Annotated in this window: 17 protein-coding genes; 14 read left to right on the forward strand and 3 right to left on the reverse strand. The window is 49.9% G+C overall.

Annotated features, from left to right (window positions below; genetic code table 11):
* Window positions 1-396 precede the first annotated feature (396 nt).
* Entirely contained in the window at window positions 397-2,445 is a 2,049-nt protein-coding gene (locus ACNI23_RS19495) for a S16 family serine protease (protein WP_420250881.1), read from the forward strand.
* Here ACNI23_RS19495 and ACNI23_RS19500 read toward each other — a convergent pair.
* Window positions 2,442-3,785 (reverse strand): sigma-54-dependent transcriptional regulator, encoded by a 1,344-nt coding sequence (locus ACNI23_RS19500; RefSeq protein WP_420250882.1) that lies wholly within the window; start codon window positions 3,783-3,785, stop codon window positions 2,442-2,444. The genes ACNI23_RS19495 and ACNI23_RS19500 overlap by 4 nt on opposite strands.
* Entirely contained in the window at window positions 3,782-5,197 is a 1,416-nt protein-coding gene (locus ACNI23_RS19505) for an ATP-binding protein (RefSeq protein ID WP_420250883.1), read from the reverse strand. The genes ACNI23_RS19500 and ACNI23_RS19505 overlap by 4 nt, the downstream gene beginning before the upstream one ends.
* A 237-nt stretch (window positions 5,198-5,434) precedes the next feature.
* Between ACNI23_RS19505 and ACNI23_RS19510 the strand changes: the two genes are divergently transcribed.
* Window positions 5,435-5,824, forward strand: coding sequence for a PaaI family thioesterase (locus ACNI23_RS19510; protein ID WP_420250884.1), 390 nt, complete (start codon window positions 5,435-5,437; stop codon window positions 5,822-5,824).
* A gap of 97 nt (window positions 5,825-5,921) precedes the next feature.
* Here ACNI23_RS19510 and ACNI23_RS19515 read toward each other — a convergent pair whose 3' ends face one another.
* Window positions 5,922-7,871, reverse strand: coding sequence for a hypothetical protein (locus ACNI23_RS19515; RefSeq protein ID WP_420250885.1), 1,950 nt, complete (start codon window positions 7,869-7,871; stop codon window positions 5,922-5,924).
* A 225-nt stretch (window positions 7,872-8,096) separates the two neighbouring features.
* Here ACNI23_RS19515 and ACNI23_RS19520 point away from each other — a divergent pair, with 225 nt between their 5' ends.
* The 12 genes from ACNI23_RS19520 to ACNI23_RS19575 are packed head-to-tail and all read left to right on the forward strand — an operon-like array spanning window position 8,097 to window position 18,966.
* The gene (locus ACNI23_RS19520; RefSeq protein ID WP_420250886.1) at window positions 8,097-8,495 is read left to right on the forward strand and encodes a hypothetical protein; all 399 of its coding nucleotides are present in this window, start codon (window positions 8,097-8,099) and stop codon (window positions 8,493-8,495) included.
* A gap of 14 nt (window positions 8,496-8,509) precedes the next feature.
* Complete coding sequence (locus ACNI23_RS19525; RefSeq protein WP_420250887.1) at window positions 8,510-8,998, forward strand: prepilin-type N-terminal cleavage/methylation domain-containing protein; 489 nt, start codon at window positions 8,510-8,512, stop codon at window positions 8,996-8,998.
* Window positions 8,988-9,404, forward strand: coding sequence for a PulJ/GspJ family protein (locus ACNI23_RS19530; RefSeq protein ID WP_420250888.1), 417 nt, complete (start codon window positions 8,988-8,990; stop codon window positions 9,402-9,404). The genes ACNI23_RS19525 and ACNI23_RS19530 overlap by 11 nt, the downstream gene beginning before the upstream one ends.
* Complete coding sequence (locus ACNI23_RS19535; RefSeq protein ID WP_420250889.1) at window positions 9,401-9,883, forward strand: PDZ domain-containing protein; 483 nt, start codon at window positions 9,401-9,403, stop codon at window positions 9,881-9,883. Before ACNI23_RS19530 ends, ACNI23_RS19535 begins: the two co-directional genes overlap by 4 nt.
* Window positions 9,883-10,308: a type II secretion system major pseudopilin GspG gene (gene gspG / locus ACNI23_RS19540; protein WP_420250890.1), complete on the forward strand. Its 426-nt coding sequence runs from the start codon at window positions 9,883-9,885 to the stop codon at window positions 10,306-10,308. The genes ACNI23_RS19535 and gspG overlap by 1 nt, the downstream gene beginning before the upstream one ends.
* The gene (locus tag ACNI23_RS19545) at window positions 10,280-10,891 is read left to right on the forward strand and encodes a PilW family protein (protein ID WP_420250891.1); all 612 of its coding nucleotides are present in this window, start codon (window positions 10,280-10,282) and stop codon (window positions 10,889-10,891) included. The genes gspG and ACNI23_RS19545 overlap by 29 nt, the downstream gene beginning before the upstream one ends.
* A gap of 4 nt (window positions 10,892-10,895) precedes the next feature.
* The gene (locus ACNI23_RS19550; protein WP_420250892.1) at window positions 10,896-11,915 is read left to right on the forward strand and encodes a type II secretion system minor pseudopilin; all 1,020 of its coding nucleotides are present in this window, start codon (window positions 10,896-10,898) and stop codon (window positions 11,913-11,915) included.
* A 13-nt stretch (window positions 11,916-11,928) separates the two neighbouring features.
* Complete coding sequence (locus ACNI23_RS19555; protein WP_420250893.1) at window positions 11,929-13,275, forward strand: PilN domain-containing protein; 1,347 nt, start codon at window positions 11,929-11,931, stop codon at window positions 13,273-13,275.
* Complete coding sequence (locus ACNI23_RS19560; protein WP_420250894.1) at window positions 13,272-14,819, forward strand: ABC transporter substrate-binding protein; 1,548 nt, start codon at window positions 13,272-13,274, stop codon at window positions 14,817-14,819. The genes ACNI23_RS19555 and ACNI23_RS19560 overlap by 4 nt, the downstream gene beginning before the upstream one ends.
* 3 nt (window positions 14,820-14,822) lie before the next feature.
* Entirely contained in the window at window positions 14,823-15,701 is an 879-nt protein-coding gene (locus ACNI23_RS19565; RefSeq protein ID WP_420250895.1) for a PDZ domain-containing protein, read from the forward strand.
* A gap of 53 nt (window positions 15,702-15,754) precedes the next feature.
* Window positions 15,755-17,359, forward strand: a complete 1,605-nt coding sequence (locus ACNI23_RS19570) for a secretin GspD/PilQ domain-containing protein (RefSeq protein ID WP_420250896.1) — start codon at window positions 15,755-15,757, stop codon at window positions 17,357-17,359.
* Window positions 17,360-17,373: 14 nt separating this feature from the next.
* Window positions 17,374-18,966, forward strand: a complete 1,593-nt coding sequence (locus ACNI23_RS19575) for a GspE/PulE family protein (protein WP_420250897.1) — start codon at window positions 17,374-17,376, stop codon at window positions 18,964-18,966.
* Window positions 18,967-18,987 lie beyond the last annotated feature (21 nt).

The raw sequence follows: 18,987 nt of genomic DNA on the forward strand, positions 1-18,987 counted from the left end.
ATTGTATCTTGTTTAGGTGTGCGTTTGTTGATGTTGCTATATGCAACGTTGTCTTGAAAGTTGATGTTGGTTTTTCAGGGACGGTCAGAATCAAGCCCAAAAAACATGTTGCTTTTTGCAACGCTAAAACCGTTCTGTTTGGCCGTAAGATTTGGGTGAGTGCGGGGTATTTTGAAAATATCTAGAAACTACAATCGAATATTATGAAGTAAATTCATATTGTTATGTTTAAAAAGAAATAGATTGTGCAAAAAAGGACAGACTTAGGCAGCGTCGTTTCAACATGCAACATTAACAGAGTTATATATTAATGATATTAAGCAGATAATACATAAGAAGAGTCTATGTACGGAAGTCCGGCTTTATAGAATTGGCAGACATTATCCGGAGGATATTATGAAATGGTTTGGCAGGAAGAGTGCTGAGAACACGCGCTCTGAAGAGAATAAAAAAGATACTCATGCCGAGTTGGAGAACGTCACCGAAAGTGCGGCTGACGACATTTGCAGACGGGTAGAGTCTGTTGACCTTCCTGCCCATATTTATGGTGTTGCACGTGATGAATGTGAACGTATTCTCAATATGGATAATGTCTCCCCGGAATTTGCCATTGCTCACAATTATTTGGAGTTCATACTTTCCCTTCCATGGAATGAAACAACCAAGGACGACTTGGACATTCAAAGGGCAAAGGGCGTTTTGGATGCCCGTCACTACGGGTTGAACAGTGTAAAAGAGCGCATCCTTGAATTTCTTGCCGTAAAAAATCTGCGCAGCAGGATCAGTCCGAACCTGATTATTGCCGATGATGAAGTTATTGCCCGTGAAAACCTATCGATAATCTTTGAGCACGAGGGCTTTGCAGTACGGACTGTGGGCAACGGATTGGAAGCTGTTGCAGCCATGGAAGAAGAGCCTGCGGATATAGTAATTACCGACTTGAAGATGGATGGAATGGATGGGCTTGAACTGCTCGAAGTTCTGCGAAGCCGCTGGCCTGATACCGGAGTGATTATGCTTACCGGTTACGCCACGGTAAAAACGGCTGTTGAAGCCATGAAAAGCGGAGCTGATCAATATCTCGGAAAGCCGGTGAACCTGACCCGCCTGCGTGACCATGTTCAGGATTTGCTGGGCCGTAATCAGCGGTTGCAGGGTTTACAGGGGCCGGTTCTTTGTTTCAGCGGTCCCCCCGGAACCGGGAAAACGTCTATCGGACGCGCCATAGCAGAGTCATTAGGGCGTGAGTTTATTTGCATGTCGCTGGCCGGATTGCGGGATGAATCCGAACTGCGCGGTCATCGCCGTACTTATGTGGGGGCCATGGCCGGAAGAATCTTGCAAAATATCCAGAAAGCAGGCGTTCGCAATCCGGTAATCATGCTGGATGAAATGGATAAGATTATTCAGAATTTTCAAGGCGACGCAACTTCCGTTCTTCTGGAAATCCTTGACCCGCAGCAGAACTCCGCTTTCGTTGATAATTATCTGGGCCTGCCCTTTGATCTTTCAGGGGTGCTGTTTATTGCTACGGCCAATATTGTGGAGCGCATACCGGGACCATTGCGTGACCGCATGGAGATGATCGAATTTTCGAGCTACACGCCCGGGGAAAAATTGCAGATTGCGCAGAAATACATGTTTCCAGATCAATTGCTGAAACATGGTTTTTCAGTGAATGAGCTGGAAATAGCCCCGGAAGCAGTGAATTCACTCATCGCAGACTATACCCGTGAAGCCGGGTTGCGCGGTCTTGATAAACAGATTGCCGCTCTTTGCCGCAAACTGGCCCGGCGTAGATTGTCAGGTCAGGAAGATGTTCTTCCGATCAAGCTTGCTGCGGCAGATATCCCCGGAATCATGGGGCCGCCGCCACATTTCAGTGCATCAGTTACTAAAAAGTTAAAGACGGGAGTCGCCACCGGTCTGGTATGGTCGGAAAACGGAGGCGAAATAATTTTTGTAGAGGCGGTCAGGATGCACGGGAATAAGAATCTGTTGCTGACCGGATCGCTTGGAGAAGTACTCAGGGAATCCGCCCAGACAGCACTCAGTTTTTTACGGGCTAATGCCGGAAAATTCGGTCTTTCAGAGGATTTTTTCGAGACCTCGGATATTCATATCCATATACCAGCCGGGGCGGTGACCAAGGAAGGCCCCTCTGCCGGGGTAACCATTGCGGTGGCAATGCTTTCACAATTGACCGGACGGATGGTGAGTGAGGATATGGCTTTCAGCGGTGAAATCACATTGCACGGAGATGTGCTGCCTGTAGGCGGTGTACGTGAAAAGGTCATGGCCGCAGTCAGAGCCGGAATCCGCTCCATTGTTCTGCCTGCAAAATGTGCGCAGGCCGTTGAGCACCTTGAAGATGAAGTCTTGGAAGGTCTGGAAATAAGGTTGGTTTCCAGACTTGAAGATGCTTTGGAAGCTGCTCTTAATTAATTGTCTTTTTCCAGTCCGAGTCGTTTCATCTTGCGCCACAGGGATACGCGGTCAATGCCGAGTATTTTGGCTGCTTGGGTCTTGTTTCCGTTGGTTGCCAACATGACCTTTTCAATATGGTCGCGCTCAACTTCCTCAAGGGTCCGCAGCGGTTTGTTGCGGTCGATATTGCGGATTTCTTCGGGCAGCAGGTCCGGGGAAAATACAGTTCCCCGCGCCAGAGCCAGTGCTCGCTGGGAAATATTTTCAAGTTCACGGACGTTACCGGGAAAGGCATAGTTCATCAGGATATCCAGCGTCTCCTGTGAAATTGTGTCGATGGATTGGGTTTCGGTACGGTGTTTTTCCAGAAAGTGACCGATCAGGACCGGAATGTCTTCACGGTGTTCACGAAGAGGCGGTGCCGAGAGGGTGACTACATTCAAACGGTAGAAGAGATCCTGCCTGAAGGTCCCTTTTCCAACTTCTTCTTTGAGATCGCAGTTGGTTGCGGAAACAACCCGGATATCAACCGGAATTTCCTGCGTTCCGCCGACTCTTAGAAAATTTCTTTCCTGCAGCACCCGCAGGAGCTTTACCTGCATGTTCAGGGGCAGTTCGCTCATTTCATCAAAGAATACCGTGCCGCCGTTGGCAACTTCCAATATCCCTTTTTGCCCGCGCTGTGCTCCGGTGAAGGCTTCACGTTCGTGCCCGAAGAGTTCCTTGTCCATGAGTTCGGCTGTGAATGTCCCGCAGTTGATAGCCATGAACCGTTCCTGAGAACGGGGGCTGAGCATGTGAATTCCGCGGGCGATGAGTTCCTTACCTGTTCCGGTTTCACCTTGAATGAGGACGTTGCAGTCCATGTGCGCCAGTTGTTCGATAGTCTTTTTCAGCTTAATGATCTGGTCACTTTGTCCCACTAAAGGAAAGTCCTGTTTCCCTTCCTCAAGGACTTGCCGCAAGCGCAGAACTTCAACAGAGAGGGCCTGCCGCTCAAGGGCATTAAAGACCTGTGCGCGGAGTTCATCCAGATTGAGGGGCTTGGCTATGTACGAGTGAGCCCCTTTCTGCATTGCAATAACCGCTGTATCGACTGTGGCATGTCCGGTGATGACAATTACCTGAGTAGAAGGCTGGATTTCCTTGATGTGCTCCAGCAGTTCAATTCCGTTCATGCCCGGAAGCATAAGGTCGGTCAGTACCAGTTCGAACTCCTGTTTTCCGATTTTTTGCAGTGCTTCCGTGCCTGAGCTTACAGCAACGACCATATGTCCTGCCTCAGTCATAACGTGGGTCAGGTTGTCTCTTGCGATGGCTTCGTCTTCAACAATGAGGATGCTGGCGTGGTTGATCATATTGTGTGTTCCTTATCGAGCGGCAGGGTGATGTAAAAACTGGTGCCTTCCCCCGGACTGCTTTCCGTTCTGATGCTGCCCTGATGCTTTTCTATGATTCCGTAGACGATGTACAGTCCCAGCCCGGTCCCCTGTCCGACTTCCTTTGTGGAGAAGAAGGGATCAAATATGCGCTCCATAATTTCCGGGGGCATTCCTTGTCCGGTATCATTGACCCTGATGATTGTATTTTCCTGATCCATAAAAGCAGTCACAGTTATTGACCCTGACCTATCTTCGATGGCCTGTACGGCATTGATGAGCAGGTTGATGAAAGCTTCCTGCAGCTTGCGGCGGTCAGCGTGAACGATGATATGTTCAGGAATTTCCATGGAAAGACTGATCGTTGACGGCACCTGACTGGATACAAGGTCCATTGCTGATTTCATAACTCTGCCGATCTCTATCGGTCCCGGTGAATATTCGCTCTCCCGGGAGAATTCCAGCAAACCTTTGACAATATCCCGCGCACGCAGGGTTTCCTGCATAATGTTGTGCATCATCCGGTCAGCCAGTTCATCCTTACCTTTCTGGCGTTCCTCAAGGATCTGGCAGGAGGTGGAAATGTTGTTCAGGGGGTTGTTCAACTGGTGCGCAATACCTGAAGAGAGCGTGCCGATTGATGAAAGTTTCTGGGCCTGTACTAATTGGCGGCGGCGTTTGACCAGCTGTTCGACCATGGAATTCAAGGCAGCAAAGACCTGCTGAATTTCATCATGTGAATTTTTAATCGGCAGGGGTTTGAATTTCCCTTCCGAGATTTTGCGAGTGGCTTCCTGCACTTCGCGAAGCGGTTTGAGGATATTTAAGGTGAAAAAGAGAACAAGGGCCATGATGACCACGGCTATGCCGATCATGGACAGAGTGAGGTTAGAGCGAAGTTCGCGGTTGATGCTGAGTATGTATTTACGTTCGAAATTAGAGATCGCTTTGGAGAGACCTACCATGGCTTGTCCGGTTTCCCGGAGATGATTGTTAAGTTCTTTGTTTGCCGTCGATGCCTCTTTCGGGGCAGTTTTAAGCTGCAGCAGAAGTTCCCGGTACTTATTCAGGTTTGATTCCAGTTTTTTGCCGGTTTGTTTTTTTTCGGGTTTCTTGAATTCTTCCACAAGTTCCTGCAGGAGGGTGTCGGCTCGTTTGAGGTAGTCAAGTCCGAGGGTGAATAGGGCCGGGTCATGATATAGAAGGTAGTTTTTTTCAATGCGGCGGACTTCGAGAATAAGATTGCTTAAATCGTCACTGCGTTCAATCAGCAGGACTTCGTCTTCAAGCTGCAGGGTATTCACAAATGATAGCAAACCCAGACAACCGAAACAGATTGAAAAAATAATGATTCCGATGATGATTTTTTGGCGAATATTCAATTTAAGCACAGTAGTACCTCTTGTTAAATTCTGCTGAGGTTGTAAACCTACGACTACTGGACTTAAATGGCAATTGTGAGTTGCGCTGACATTATGGACGGAAGATATGCGATTCTCAGGTTCCTATAGTTTCCTGTGATGTAATAATCGAAATCCCCGGCCCTATCATATACAATGTCCGGAAATGGCATTGATAGCTGAATGCCTTATTAAGCTTGAGCTAACGATAATTATATGGAGAAAATTATGGATATTAATACACATGAGCAGATTGACAGAGCATTATGCGGTGAACCCGTTTCAGTATTTGAGGGTGGAAGTGAAGTCCGCATGGAATGCACCGCTAATATGTCTGCCGATGCCAGCGGACTGATCCATGGCGGTTTTATCTTCGGCATGGCAGATTACGCGGCAATGCTGACAGTCAATCATCCCAATGTTGTTCTGGCTGGCGCTGAAAGCCGCTTTCTGAAGCCTTCAAAAGTCGGGGATGTCCTTATTGCCAAAGCCAGCGAGCAGGAAAAGGATGGACGCAAGCATATCATTAAAGTGGATGTGTCCTGCAATGAAGACGTTGTTTTCAGCGGCACTTTTACTTGCTTTGTTACTAAGGAACATGTTCTGGCTGGTGCGTAACTGATAATTAGTAATTCTAATGATTCCGGTTTACCGCCGGGTATTGCTCCAAAAAATAAGGCCCCACAGCGAGTTAATTCGTTGTGGGGCCATTGTTCTATTGAGCTTTGCTCGGTGTTTTTACTTGTTGCGTATTCGCTGGAGTCTTCCCTGTCTGCTGGCAGTATTGGGAATTGTTTTTCATGCATACATCGTAGGGTACGCCTTGGCCCTTGGGTACCGGTTTGCAGTAGTTGAGCTGGGCAGTAGTGGCGACTCCGGTCTTGGCGTTCAGCTTTTTCACCTCTTCCTTCTGGCAGCTGTAATCGAAATTGTCCTTCATACAGGCGAGCAGGGTCGGGTAGGATCCGTTGTTTGCATCCGGCAGGCACTTGTTGTTGGAGAATGCCCACTTTTGTTTTTTGTATGGTTGCTGTTCCGGAGGTCCGGGGCAAAGGGTCACTTTCACAGTAGCTCCTGCTTTTTGGCAGATAGCGGTCGAGGCATCATCGTTGAACTGCCATGCATAGGCATCCGAACCGATAGCCTTCAAGTATTTCACGTAGTTGGTGTAGGGCTTGCCCTTGCCCTTCGAGAGGGAAACCATATCATAAACCCCGGGGGTTCCGAGAGGGCCGACTGCGCATTGCGGGCCGCCGCAGCCGGGAGTGAGGCAGGTTTCAGGGTCCTTGTCTGCTCCCTGTGCTTTCATGACGTTACAGGCATACCAGTCAGATATATTTGGCGGATCAGTGGTTATCCCGGCACTTGCAGCCTGAGTGTCAGTATTTTTGTATGGATCCTGACCTCCCGGAGGTTCGAGCCATTGTTCCGGGGCCATACATCCGGCCCGTCCTCTGCTTTTAACATTTGATACCTCAAGGCCGATTCCTGCGTTAAGTTGCTTATTCGTATACAGGGTGGAGTTGGCTGCGATGGTGGTCTGGTTTTCCATGGGGCAGTCGTAGAGATCTGCCACGGCGGACATTTCCGTGAAGTTGCAGTCGTTTCCATTGTCAGTGAGTTCCATGGACATGGGAACGTTGAAGCCGGAAACCATGCTCAGGTCAAAGTAATCTGTCGCGCCCATGCAGGTGCCGTCGGAGGGGTTAACAGTACACTTGTTTCTGTCCGTTCCGGTGTAAGTGCAACCTGCTGAATATTCAAATACAGTTCCCACGCCGGAACTGGCGTGTCCCGGTACTCCTCCGATAACACATTCGCCAGGCCAGCCACCTTCGGAAGGAGGCTGGTCACAGCCGAGCAGTACTCCGAAGTTTGCCGAGGCAATTCCGCCGTCAGGCACGGAGATATCCATGCTTTCCCCGAAGGTGATTTTTTTGCGGAACAACAGGGCTGAAGTCTTGTTTTGGGGATTGGCATACATTTCATCCATCTCGGCCAGTTCTGCTGTCTTGTTCCAGAGCTTGGCGTTGTAGAAGTGCTGTTTGTCCGCTGCTGTGGGGGGAGTAAGCACGATGTATGCGTCATCCATGCAGTTGTTGTAGATGGAGATCCTTTTTTGCCATGTCGTTGTTGCGGTGTTGTCGCCGCATTGTCCGCCCGATGGAGTCGGGTTGGGCGGGGTGTATTTGGTCATCTGGCAGCCGGGACTGAGATTGGTTCCGGGAGTGGGGAAGAGCATTGCCGCCTCGCAACCGGGATTAAGGGAAGTCTTGTTGCACCCATGCGCAAACTCCCAGCCGGAAGGGGTGATTTTGATATAGGTGCTCAGTTTCTGATCGAAGTGGTCGTTTTCTACATCCACCTTCCAAAGCACGTTTTGCTTCATGTATTTTGTTACAGCGCCCGCATTGGGATTTTTATTGTCCACCGAAAAAACTTCTGTCGTGGAATTGCCGTTCACAACGGAATAGGTGACCGTGCTGATCCAGTTTTGTGTGCCGCATGGACCCAGTGCCATTGTTATCCCGGTGCAGCTGCTGTCGCTGGAATCTGTGCAAAGATATTGGCTGCTGTCGGCCCAAGCCGTACTGCAAAGGCAGGAAAGGATTAAAAGACAGGTTGTCAGGAATGTTTTTTTGATTTTTATTCCGTTAGGTTGCATACGGTCCCCCTCATCTAGATTTTGGTAAGACAGAAATCAGAGAATTCTATCGTGGAACTATACCACTATATTCGGATCAAGGCACAGAAAAATTTGCAATCTGTCCTGAGTTTAATTTGAGGATCAGAGGGAAGTAAGATTGATAGTGTGAAGTAATCCGTTAAATTTAGATGTCTGTGGACAAATTATGTTTAACCCCCTATAAAATAAGGTAGGACTCTAAAAATGGGGGTAGCTGTGGAATGTGAACGCGGATTCAAGTCCAATTTCCTTTTTTCTGTTTTTATGGCCGGCCTGTTTGCCGTTATCCTGTTTTGTATGTGCGGACCGTGTCTGGCTCAGTCCTCCGAACCTGCTTCCGGCAGTGGTGAGAACGTCAGTGTTCTGCTTGCTCCCTTGCAGGCTTTGCATGATGACCTTGCCAGAATAGAGGCCACGCTTGATGCCTTTGCCAATGCCAAGTGGGAATACAAGATTCTGGTCCCCAATGTCCTCGAAAAATCCGGATTTGATCCGTACAAGCCCAACCTAGCCCCATTAGGCCAGCAGGGTTGGGAACTTGTCACCTATTCACCCGATGTCGGGTATATTCTGAAACGCAGAGTTGCTCCTGATTCCCAATAAAACGGGGAGCCCGTATGGATTTTCAGCCTCGCATAAATCTGAAGCATGAGCCTGTTCGAAACGGGTTTACCCTGCTGGAGCTCATTGTGGTCATGGTCATCATGTCCATAGTCATGGCTGTTCTTTTGCCGCGTCTAAGTGGTCAGCTTACGGGCAATTCTCTGCGCGCTGCTGTTGCCGATCTCGGGACTATAGCCACTTCTGCCCGCTTCAGGGCTGCTGATACCGGTAAGCAACATGTCCTGATTATAAATAAGGAAACGAAGAGTCTTAAGCTTCTGAGCGCTGACAAGGGAGAGGTTCTGAGCCTGACCTCACTGCCTGCTAGGGTAAATGTGAAGGATATGGAACTTCTTGGGAAATCTGTTTCCGGTCATGAAATGCGAATCATTTTTTTCCCCCGGGGAACTGCGACCCCGGCCCGTTTTAAGTTGGTTTCCGATAAGCAGGAAAGCCTGCACTTGATTGTCGCCGGAGCTGATGGGGGCGTGTATGTGCGCTAAACCCTGCCATTCCGGTTTTACCCTGCTGGAAGTCATGGTTGCCATGGCTATTCTGTCCATCGGGCTGGTTGCTGTTGCTGGTGTTTATTCACAGGCAACCGCTTCCCTGTCGCAGGTGGAAGGGTACGAGCGGGCCGGTTTGGAAGCTGAAATGCGGCTGGCCTCTTTTCTTAATCAGGGAAATATCAAGTCGGGAACAACTTCCGGTAAATGTGAAACCCTGCCGCATGGGAGATGGAAGATCGTCAGCAAAAAAGAGGATGATACTCCCGGTGTGAGCCGGGTTAAGATCACGGTCCTTTTTTTCACCGAAGGCAGGGAACATGAATATGTTCTGGAAACTGCACAGGTCGAGCAAACCCTGCCGGTTCAGAGTAAAACCCAGACCAAGGACAAGAAAAAATGAAATCAGCACTACGTTTGCAAATGAATTTTTCCCGAATTCTGCTTCTCTTTCTCTTGGGCATATTTTTGGCTGGCTGCCAGCTCAAGTCGGACCCTATCGATATCGGTTACCAGCCCATGCCACGTCCGTTAATGGGACTCAGACTCAAGGTTATCCAAAAGGAATTGCACGTTGTTGAGGAGGAAGGGAAGGAGGAGACCAGCAAGGATCAGGATCGGGCTTTGCTGGTGATGGATTGCAAACCGGATAGTCCGGCACAAAAGGGCGGCGTTCAGCCCGGAGATATTCTTTTGGAAATAGATGGTGTCCCGGTTCAGGGTATGCGGGATTCAACATTCATAATGCAACGTAAGCGTCCGGGCGGTAATGTTGCTCTGACCCTGTTCAGAAACGGTAAGATCGTTAAACTTGGAATTCATCTGCCTGTTGACGTCCCGGTCACCAAGGCGGTCAAAACTACAAGTGGGGAGGCTTCTTAATGCATAAAGGAAGACGCGGTTTCACACTTATTGAGATGCTGGTGGTTATCGTGATTATCGGCGTGTTGGCGGCTATTGTGGCTCCAAGGTTCTTCGGCAAGACCGATGAAGCCAAGGTTGCGGCGGCTAAGGCCCAGATTGAAGATTTTTCCATGGCCCTGCAAAGTTATCAGCTGGATACCGGGGATTTCCCCACTACCCAGCAGGGACTCAATGCCCTGGTGGTAAAACCAACCACTCCGCCTGTACCGGAGAACTGGCATGGCCCGTATATGAGTAAAAATACCATTCCCAAGGACCCGTGGAATAATCCTTACGTATACACCGCCCCCGGTAAGCACAGCCCGGATTTTGATCTGCTCAGTTACGGTAAGGACGGCAAGCCCGGAGGAACAGATGATAACGCGGACATCACCAACTACTGATCCAATTGCTGATCAAGGCGGGTTTACTCTTCTTGAGCTGTTGGTGGCGATTACGATCGGTTCGGTTGTCCTTACTGCTGTTTATTCGATTTTCGTCACTGCCACGCGGGTGGAAAGGGGGGCACAGGCTGTTCTTTCACCCATGCGTTCAGCCGCTTATGCGTTCAGCATGCTAGGCAGGGATGTCCGCAATCTGGACCCGCTTTGCTCGGCTTCTGATATCAGCTGTCAGGATAGTAAATGCCAGTTCCCTGTTCTGGATGAAAAAGGAAAACGGATCTGGGTCCGTTATGTTCTCAAAGAGAGCACTCTCTGGCGGGAAGAGCGCAAGGATAAGAAAGGCAAGCCGGAGAAAGGAAAGCCGATCTCAAAGATGGAGCTTTGTTCCGGGGTGGTTGAAACCCGATTCAAGCTTACCGCAAGGGGACATGGCGGAAATGCCGCAGGAGCTGGGACAACTACGGCTGTAAGCGGACCGGGAATGATCGGATTGGTTTTGGATTTTAAGGAAGGGCCATCACGAAGGAGTGTTTTTCGTTCACAGGTTTTATTGGAAGTAACACCGCAGCAGAAGGCAGGCTGAGAGAATGCTTAAGAATGTTACCGGACATACTAATGTTTCCGCAGAGCAGGGATTTGCTCTGGTGGTTACACTGTGGGTCATGGCCATTCTGGGTATTATGGCGGCTTCGTTTTCATATGAGGCTGTCTGCGAGACAAAGGTTGAAAGCTGGAGCAGTCAGGATCGCAGGGCTTACAATCTGGCGCGTGGCGGTGTTCACAGGGCGGCAGGCATCATCAGGGAGCATGCCCGCGATCCCGTGCACAGCATCACGGATAAGTGGTTTTCCGGGGAGACCTTGTACAAGGATATCAAGTTCGGGCCGGGATATTACTCCATTATTCGTCCTGAGCCGGGAGCTGCTAAAAAGAAAAAGTCAGGCAAGGATTCCAAGGCCGCTAAGGATGCCGGAGTCTTTAACTATGGCTTTATTGATGAGGAATCGCGTCTGAACATCAATGTCGCCACCATGTCCCAGTTGCAGGGGTTCCCTAATATTTCCAACGTGCTGGCCTCGAATATTATTCTGTACCGGACCAAGAAACAGGGCAAAAAGGGCGAGGCTGTTCCTCCTTCCGTTGCAATGGCTAAGGGGTTGGTCGACGGTCCGATCCGCAGTTTGGATGAATTGCTACAGGTTAAGGGAATGACGCGGGATATTCTCTACGGTTCTTCCGGTGCTGAAGGTATTGCCAGTCATTTGACCTGCTTTTCATCGGGTAAGGTGAATATCAACACTGCCGGGAAGGAAGTGCTTCATGCCGTGGGTTTCACTACAGGACAGGTTCAGAATCTGCTGGCTTACCGCCTTACGGGCTGGAAGGGTTTTGCCTCGGTTGAGGCGGCGCTGAGCACCTTGGCCGCGGCTTCGCAGAGCACACACGTGGAACCGTTTCTGACTGTGCAGTCCAAGAATTTCAGCATGACCTGTCTGGCTGGATTTATTCCGGGCAGGCATGTCGAACGCATCTCGGCCAGAGTCAGTGTGGATAAGGATCAATTACGTTTCACCCGCTGGGAATCCGAATCCCTGCCGCGAATATGAACGGGGTTGTTCTATGGACTTAAAGAAGTTGTGCAAAATGATTCCTCTCCCCTGCCCCTTGGGGAAGAACGCTCGGATAGCCTTGCTGTTTGACGTGCAGGGCAGTTGCGCAGCATCGCTTGAATATTCTTCCAAGGAGAGGCTGTGGCAACCTCTCGCCCAATTGCCGGAAACGGATAATCCCAGCCCATGCGTTATGGTTTTGCCATCATCCGCGGCGGCTTTGTGCCGTAATCCTAATCCGTCCAAAGAGCAGAAGGACGCAGTGGCTGATCTTGAGTCGGAAGCCGGTCAGCGTTTATTCCGTTCCCTTGAGACCGGAGGACGGGAAATCCGTTGTTACAGTGGTAGCAAAGGTCTGAACGCAACTCTCGGCTGGATATCCAACGAGTATCTTCATGGATGTCTGGATACAGCAAAGGGTATGGGATTTCAGGTGGCGTCTATTGTCCTGCCTGAGTTCGACCTGAAGGTTTCCGGTCCGACCCTGCTCATATCCCGTGAAAACAGGGAAACCCGTCTGTGCTGTATTTATAAGAAAGTGCCTGTGATCTGGGAAGTTGTCCCGGACGGAGGCCCGTCCTTGGAAAGTGCGCTTGAGGTGGTTCTTGCTCAGCTTGAGGCGGAAGAAAAGCCGCAGCCGGAAAAGGTGGTGCTTTGGGTTGCTCCCGGCGGATCAGGTGATCCTGACGGTTTTGCAGAGCTGATTGCAAAGGTGCTGCCGGATGTCCCGCTGGAACAAGTCCGGTCTTATGAAGACTTTTTGCCTATGTTGCGTATGAACCGCACCAAAGGTTCGTTTCATGAAAGTCTGGAAGGATGGGAGCGTATTCCCCTTGCGCCGAAGGACTATGTGCGTTCGGGGCTGGCTCTTGCGGGGGCTGTTGCGGGATGCCTGCTGCTTTTCTTTGCCGTGATTCATATGAATACTCAGGATGCCAAGGTCCTTAAGCAGGAAGCGCATAAGATTTTGTTTCTGGCCAAGCGTACGGATCTGGTAACAATGGAGATTCGGGAATATGTGCGCCGTAACAATGATATTTTAAAATATACGGTGAAGAAACCTTTTGTTTCCCACGTGTTCCGCGATCTTGGTGATTCTGTTCCGGCTCAGGTGAAATTGGACACCATGCGTCTTGATCAATCCGGCAAGATCACCCTGCAGGGGGAGGCAAAAAGTGAAATCAGCCTCATGGCTTTGCTGGAAAATATAAGTAGTACAGAGATTTTTTCCAATGCAGTACTTGCTTCCATGAGTAAGCTGGATAATGGGCAGGGTTTTCGCTTTGTGGTGGAACTTGATTTCCCCGCCTGGCAAAATTTTTTCAAGTCCAAGACGAAGCTGGAGGCAGCGCAATGAACATTCTGCTTGCCTCTTGGAACAAACTCGATCCGCGTGACCGCCGTGCTTTAGGCATATGTCTTATTTTTCTGTTTTCCGTGGTGCTTTATATGGGGGTTTTGGCTCCGCTCGGCAATATGTATGAAGCCACGGTTCAGGAACAGGTGGAGTTGAAGCAGGAAATTCAGCTCAATACGCCTAAAGCCATGGTCCTGCCTGACCGGGAAGCCAAGTTGCGTCAGGTAAAGGATGAATATGATTCTCTTAAGCGGCAACTGGACCTCGTGGATCGCAGAGATTGGAGTTCTTCGGATATTTACAATGAAATCCGGGACTACGCATCCATCACCGGGGTTGTCATCAAAGAAATGCGTCCGCTATCGCAAAAGCAGAATGCTTTTTTGAGCAGTCAGCCCATGGATGTGACCTTCAGCGGTTCCTTTACTGCCGTCGAGAAATTCATTTATTATCTGGAAACTTCCCCGCAGGTTTTTGTTGTTTCGGAAATTTCATTGACCGGGAAGAGCGGTGATATGCAGGGCGGTCTGGTCGTCAGCAAGTATTCCATTCCGGCCAAGGTTGATCCCAAGATGCCGGAACATGCGGTCAGCCTCGTGCTCTCCATGCCGCCTTGGATTGGATATGCTCCTTTTGAAATCGCCCGCCATAACGGATGGCTCCATTCGAATGGTACGCGCATCGAGTGCTATTTCTCCGAGCATGAAAAGACAAATTTTGAAAAATTATATGCCGGAGAAATCGACGGCACAGCCACTCATGCATTGGAGCTTGTCCAGCTCCTGACCAGAGGGGTGGACCTGCGCATCGTGGCTCCCTTGGCACAGTTCAAAACCGGTGATGTCCTTATGGTTGCCGGAAATTCAGCCATCAAAACCGTGCAGGACCTGCGCGGTAAAACCGTTTTCCTGCAAACTGGCGGTACTGCCCATTATTTCCTGTATGAAGTTCTCAAAAAGAACGGCATGTCGCTTTCAGATGTTACGGTAAGTGATATGTCCCGCGAAATTGTTGCGCAAAGTTTGAGAGCGGGGCTTATTGAAGCCGGGGTCACCTTTGAACCCTTTGTCAGCAGATTGCAGAAAATGCGTATTGCCAGACCTGTCGCTGGACCGTCGGAGGTGGATAACTGGAGTCTCCAATTTCTGGTCCTGCGTGAAGATGCTTTGTCCGGCAATGGTAAGGCGGTTGAAACCCTCATTGACGCTTTTGCCCGTGCAGTTCGCTGGTGGCAGGAAAATCCGGACGAGGCTTTACAATTTCTGAGTGCCAATAATCCGCAAGGGGTTTCACAGAATACCATCGAAGAGGTAATGAAGAGTGTCCGTTTTCTCACACCCGAGAAGGCGCGGTCTTATTTCTGCACCGAGTCGGAAGTGGACAATTCCATGGATGAGTATTTCAGGAAATATGAGAATTTCTTTAAACAGGAACTCGGCTATGAAGTGATTGTTCCCAAGGCTGATGTGCTTGATTGGAGATATGCCCGTAAGGTGTACAATTGTACGGCGCATGCAAACGCTACGCGCGGGGCAGGGGGCTGATCCATGGGCATGGAAAAATATTTACACAAAGCTGCTGCGGATGCTTTTTTCAGGAGGGCGCTCATTGTCGCAAGCCTGACTCTGCTCGGAGCATTGATTATTCTCTCCCTGCCTGAACCGCAGCCCAGAGCTGTTAATTATGTGGATGCCACGCGTGATCTTCCGCCGCCAGATCCGCTGACCTATCCCTTTTTTTCATTTTTCAGCACCAAGCGGCGTCATATCTTTCAATATGGACAACTTCATCTGGTGCAGCGTTCCTATAAGCGAACAGCCCCGGCTTTGCCTCCCGGACCGGATGTTTCCGGCCTGTCGCTTATGGCGACAATGCCGGGGGAAGGTAAATCATATGCTATCATCAGCGGAATTAATGGAGGGGCAAGCACTCTGGTGACCTTGGGCCAGATGGTCAGGGAGAGTGTTCTTGTGGAAATAGCTTCCAACCATGTGACCTTGGCCCGCAATGATCAGAATGTCACTCTGCCTATGAATAGCGTCTGGGACGAGGAGGCTGATAGTCTGCTGAGCGAGTCCGGAGTTACACGAAAATCCGGGGTCTCATATAAGCTTACAGTTCCTGCGGAAGCTGAGGGCAATGGCGGCACGGTAGATATCAAGGGCTTGGGAGTGAACCTCATCCCGCTCACGGTGATTGAGCGTAAAGATATGGGGATTCCTTCCGGTCATGGATTGAAAGTGGCTCGCGTGTTGCGGAAGGATACAGGTTTGCTGCCGGATGATTTGCTTCTGGCTGTTTCCGGCAGACCAGTTGGTTCAATTGCGCAGGTTAGTGATATATTAGAAAGTAAAATCGGCAAGGAAGTGTTTCTGACAATAATTCGTAAAGGAAAACCCATGAATGTGAACATGACTGTTCCCTGATGTGCAGGAAATTGAATTGATTCGCATTCAAGAAAGATAAGACGAGAGAATTCATGATGAGACTTGCCCACTGCATACGATTGTTTGTCCTTTTGGTCGTGCTTTGTTCCGTTGCTGTAACGGAGACGGGGGTAGGAGCTGCCCAAGCTGCTCCAAAAGGAAAGAATCTGATTGAGATCAATTTCCGGCAGACTGACATTATGGCTGTGCTGGAATTCTATTCGCATCTCATGGGCAAGACATTCATTCCCAATCCTGAGCTTAAAGGTCCGGTTACGGTTATTTCCCCGAAACCAGTGACCAGATTTGAAGCCTTGCGCTTGCTGTATTCCGTGCTGGATATGAAAGGATATACCCTTGTGCAGCAAAGCGGTTATTATAAGATCGTCTCAAAAAGTATGGCTGTGCACGAAGGGCTGAATGTTGATTCCATCACTGTCGGTGGCGACCAGATGGTCACTGAAGTCATCATGCTCAAGTACCTGAAAGCAGCAGATGTGATAGCTGATTTTCGGCAGATTCTTTCACCTGAAGGGTCAATTTTTTCAGGTAAATCAAATAATTATATCGTCTTCACAGATACTGCCGCCAATGTGAACAAGATTAAGGAATTGATCAGCCACATTGATAAGCCCGGTTCCCTGCCGTCTTCCAAGACCTATTCCCTGCAGTATATCGAGGCCAAGACCGTGGCTCCGATGCTCACCAAGCTTTATACTGATAAGGTAGGCAAGGTTAATCAGAGTACCGTCCAGATCCTTTCTATGGATGAAACCAATTCCCTGATTGTGCTGGCCCCGGAAAGCGTACATGACGATATCACTACAATTATAAGCAAACTTGATGTCCGCACCATGCAGGTTTCCATAAAGGCTTACCTTGTTGAGGTAACCCTGACAGATGAAACCAAGCTCGGTTTTGAGTGGATGTTCTCTACCAATGCGGATGGTACGGACCTCAAGGGAGCGTTGGATTTCGGGCATATTTTCGATCCTACAGGAATAGCCAATACAGCGCAGGAGGCTTTGAAATTCTCCATTATCAATTCGGATAATTTCAAGATGATGATGAACTTTTTTGCCTCTGACGACAGCTCCCGCGTGGTTTCCGCTCCGCATATCGTGGCTTTGGATAACCAGAAGGCGAGTATAGCCGTGGGCACGGAAATTCCTATCCTTAAGCTGACCCAGACTTCGGTAACCGCCCAGCAGAATGTAATTAAGACCTATGATCACCGTAAATTCGGCATGCAGCTCGATATCACACCCACTATTGCCGAAAACCGGGACGTAACTCTCAAGATCGATCAGACATTGTCCAGTCTGGTCACAGACGAAACCGATCCTGATAAATGGCAGTCCACGGACCGTGCGGCTTCCACAACCGTGCTGGTCAAGGATGCCCAGACCCTTGTTATCGGTGGGCTCATGACTGTTAACAGCGGTCTGAATAAGAAGGGTGCGCCTTATCTGCGGAACATGCCTGTACTCGGTCCTTTGTTCGGTACTCAGGACGACTCTATGACCAAGTCGGAGCTGTTGTTGTTCCTGACTCCATACGTAATTGCCACACCTGATGAGGCTGATTCGATGAGCGGATTGCGCAAGGCCCAGAGTCCCATGGCGGTGGACGAATTCGGTTTGATTTTCGACCTTTAGCCCCGGAAAGACCTATGCAGGAAAACGAAATCAAACTTCTTCCGGCAACCTTTTACGACCTATCCTCTCCTGACAGGATCAGAGGATGGTGGCAGCGGGTCAGGCAGGCCGGGGAGTCAGAACAGGATGCGTTGAAAAGTACTGCGGAGTTGCTCGGTCTGGAGTGGATGGAGCTGGACAAAACCTATCTTGCCGAGCCGGGAGTGGTGCAGCTTGTGCCGGAAAATTTTGCAAAAAACCATCTGTTGCTGCCTTTGGCAAAGGAGAAGGACGGAGTGGTACGAGTGGCCGTTGCCACACCTTTTTTGGGCACTTCCATTTCTGAAATGGAACAGGCTTTGGACATGACGGTGCACATGATTCTCGCTCCGGCGGACAATCTTGTGGATGCTTTGGAGCGGGCCTATTCCGGTGAAGGAATGGAGGGAGTGTTCACCAGTCTGGATGAAGACCTTGATTCATTGGATGATGTGGAGGATCTGCGTGACATGGCGCAGGCCGCACCTGTGATCCGGCTGGTTAACAACACTTTCCGCGATGCCATTGCTCAGGGGGCCTCGGATATTCACATTTCGCCCTATGAAGACGGTCTGGAAATCCGTTTTCGGGTGGATGGTATTCTGCATGTGGTCAATACCGTACCCAGAAAATATCAGGCCGCCATCATTTCCAGAATCAAGATCATGTCCAATCTGGACATTGCCGAGCGCAGGATTCCGCAGGACGGCCGTATCCGTTTGAAGATGGAGCAGTCCGATTATGATATTCGCGTGGCATCCACACCGACCGTGTTCGGGGAAGGGGTGGTCATGCGTATTCTGGATAAGTCTTCCATTAAGGTCGATATTTCAGACGTAGGCTTTGAGCCGGAAATGCTCGAAACATGGAAAGCCCTCGTTCATCGTCCACATGGAGCGATTTTGGTTACCGGACCGACCGGTTCCGGTAAAACTACCACGCTTTACGCCTCGCTTAATTACATCAAGTCACCGGAACTTAAGATTATTACCACCGAAGATCCGGTTGAATACCAGCTGCGGGGCATAGACCAGATTCAGGTTAATCCCAAGGTCGGACTGACCTTTGCCGCTGCCCTCAGAAGCATTCTGCGTCAGGACCCTGATGTAATTATGGTTGGGGAAATCCGCGATTTTGAAACAGCGGAAATCGCTATCCAGTCTTCCCTGACCGGACACCTTGTGCTTTCGACCCTGCATACCAATGACGCGCCCACAGCTATCACCCGTCTGGTGGAGATGGGGATAGCTCCCTATCTTGCCGCGCCCACCCTTGCCGGGGCAATGGCTCAGCGGCTTTTGCGCAGGCTGTGCAGCAATTGCAAGAAACAGGGTCCGGACGGCAAATGGCAGGCTGTGGGCTGTGAGGTCTGCGAAGGTTCCGGTTACAAGGGCAGACTCGGAATATTCGAGTTGCTGATTAATACCCCGGCAATCCAGACGCTTATCCAGAACGGGGCCAGTGCCGCGGATATCGGAGCGCAGGCTCAGAAGGAAGGTATGCGTACCCTGCTTCAGGATGGACTTGTCAAAGCGGGCAAGGGGCTGACCACGGAAGAGGAAGTGTATCGAATGGCTCAGGATAACTAGGTAATTTTGTAATTGGAGTGC

The sequence above is a fragment of the Maridesulfovibrio pacificus (SeqCode) genome, assembly GCF_048612815.1.
Classification (GTDB): Bacteria; Desulfobacterota; Desulfovibrionia; order Desulfovibrionales; family Desulfovibrionaceae; genus Maridesulfovibrio; species Maridesulfovibrio pacificus.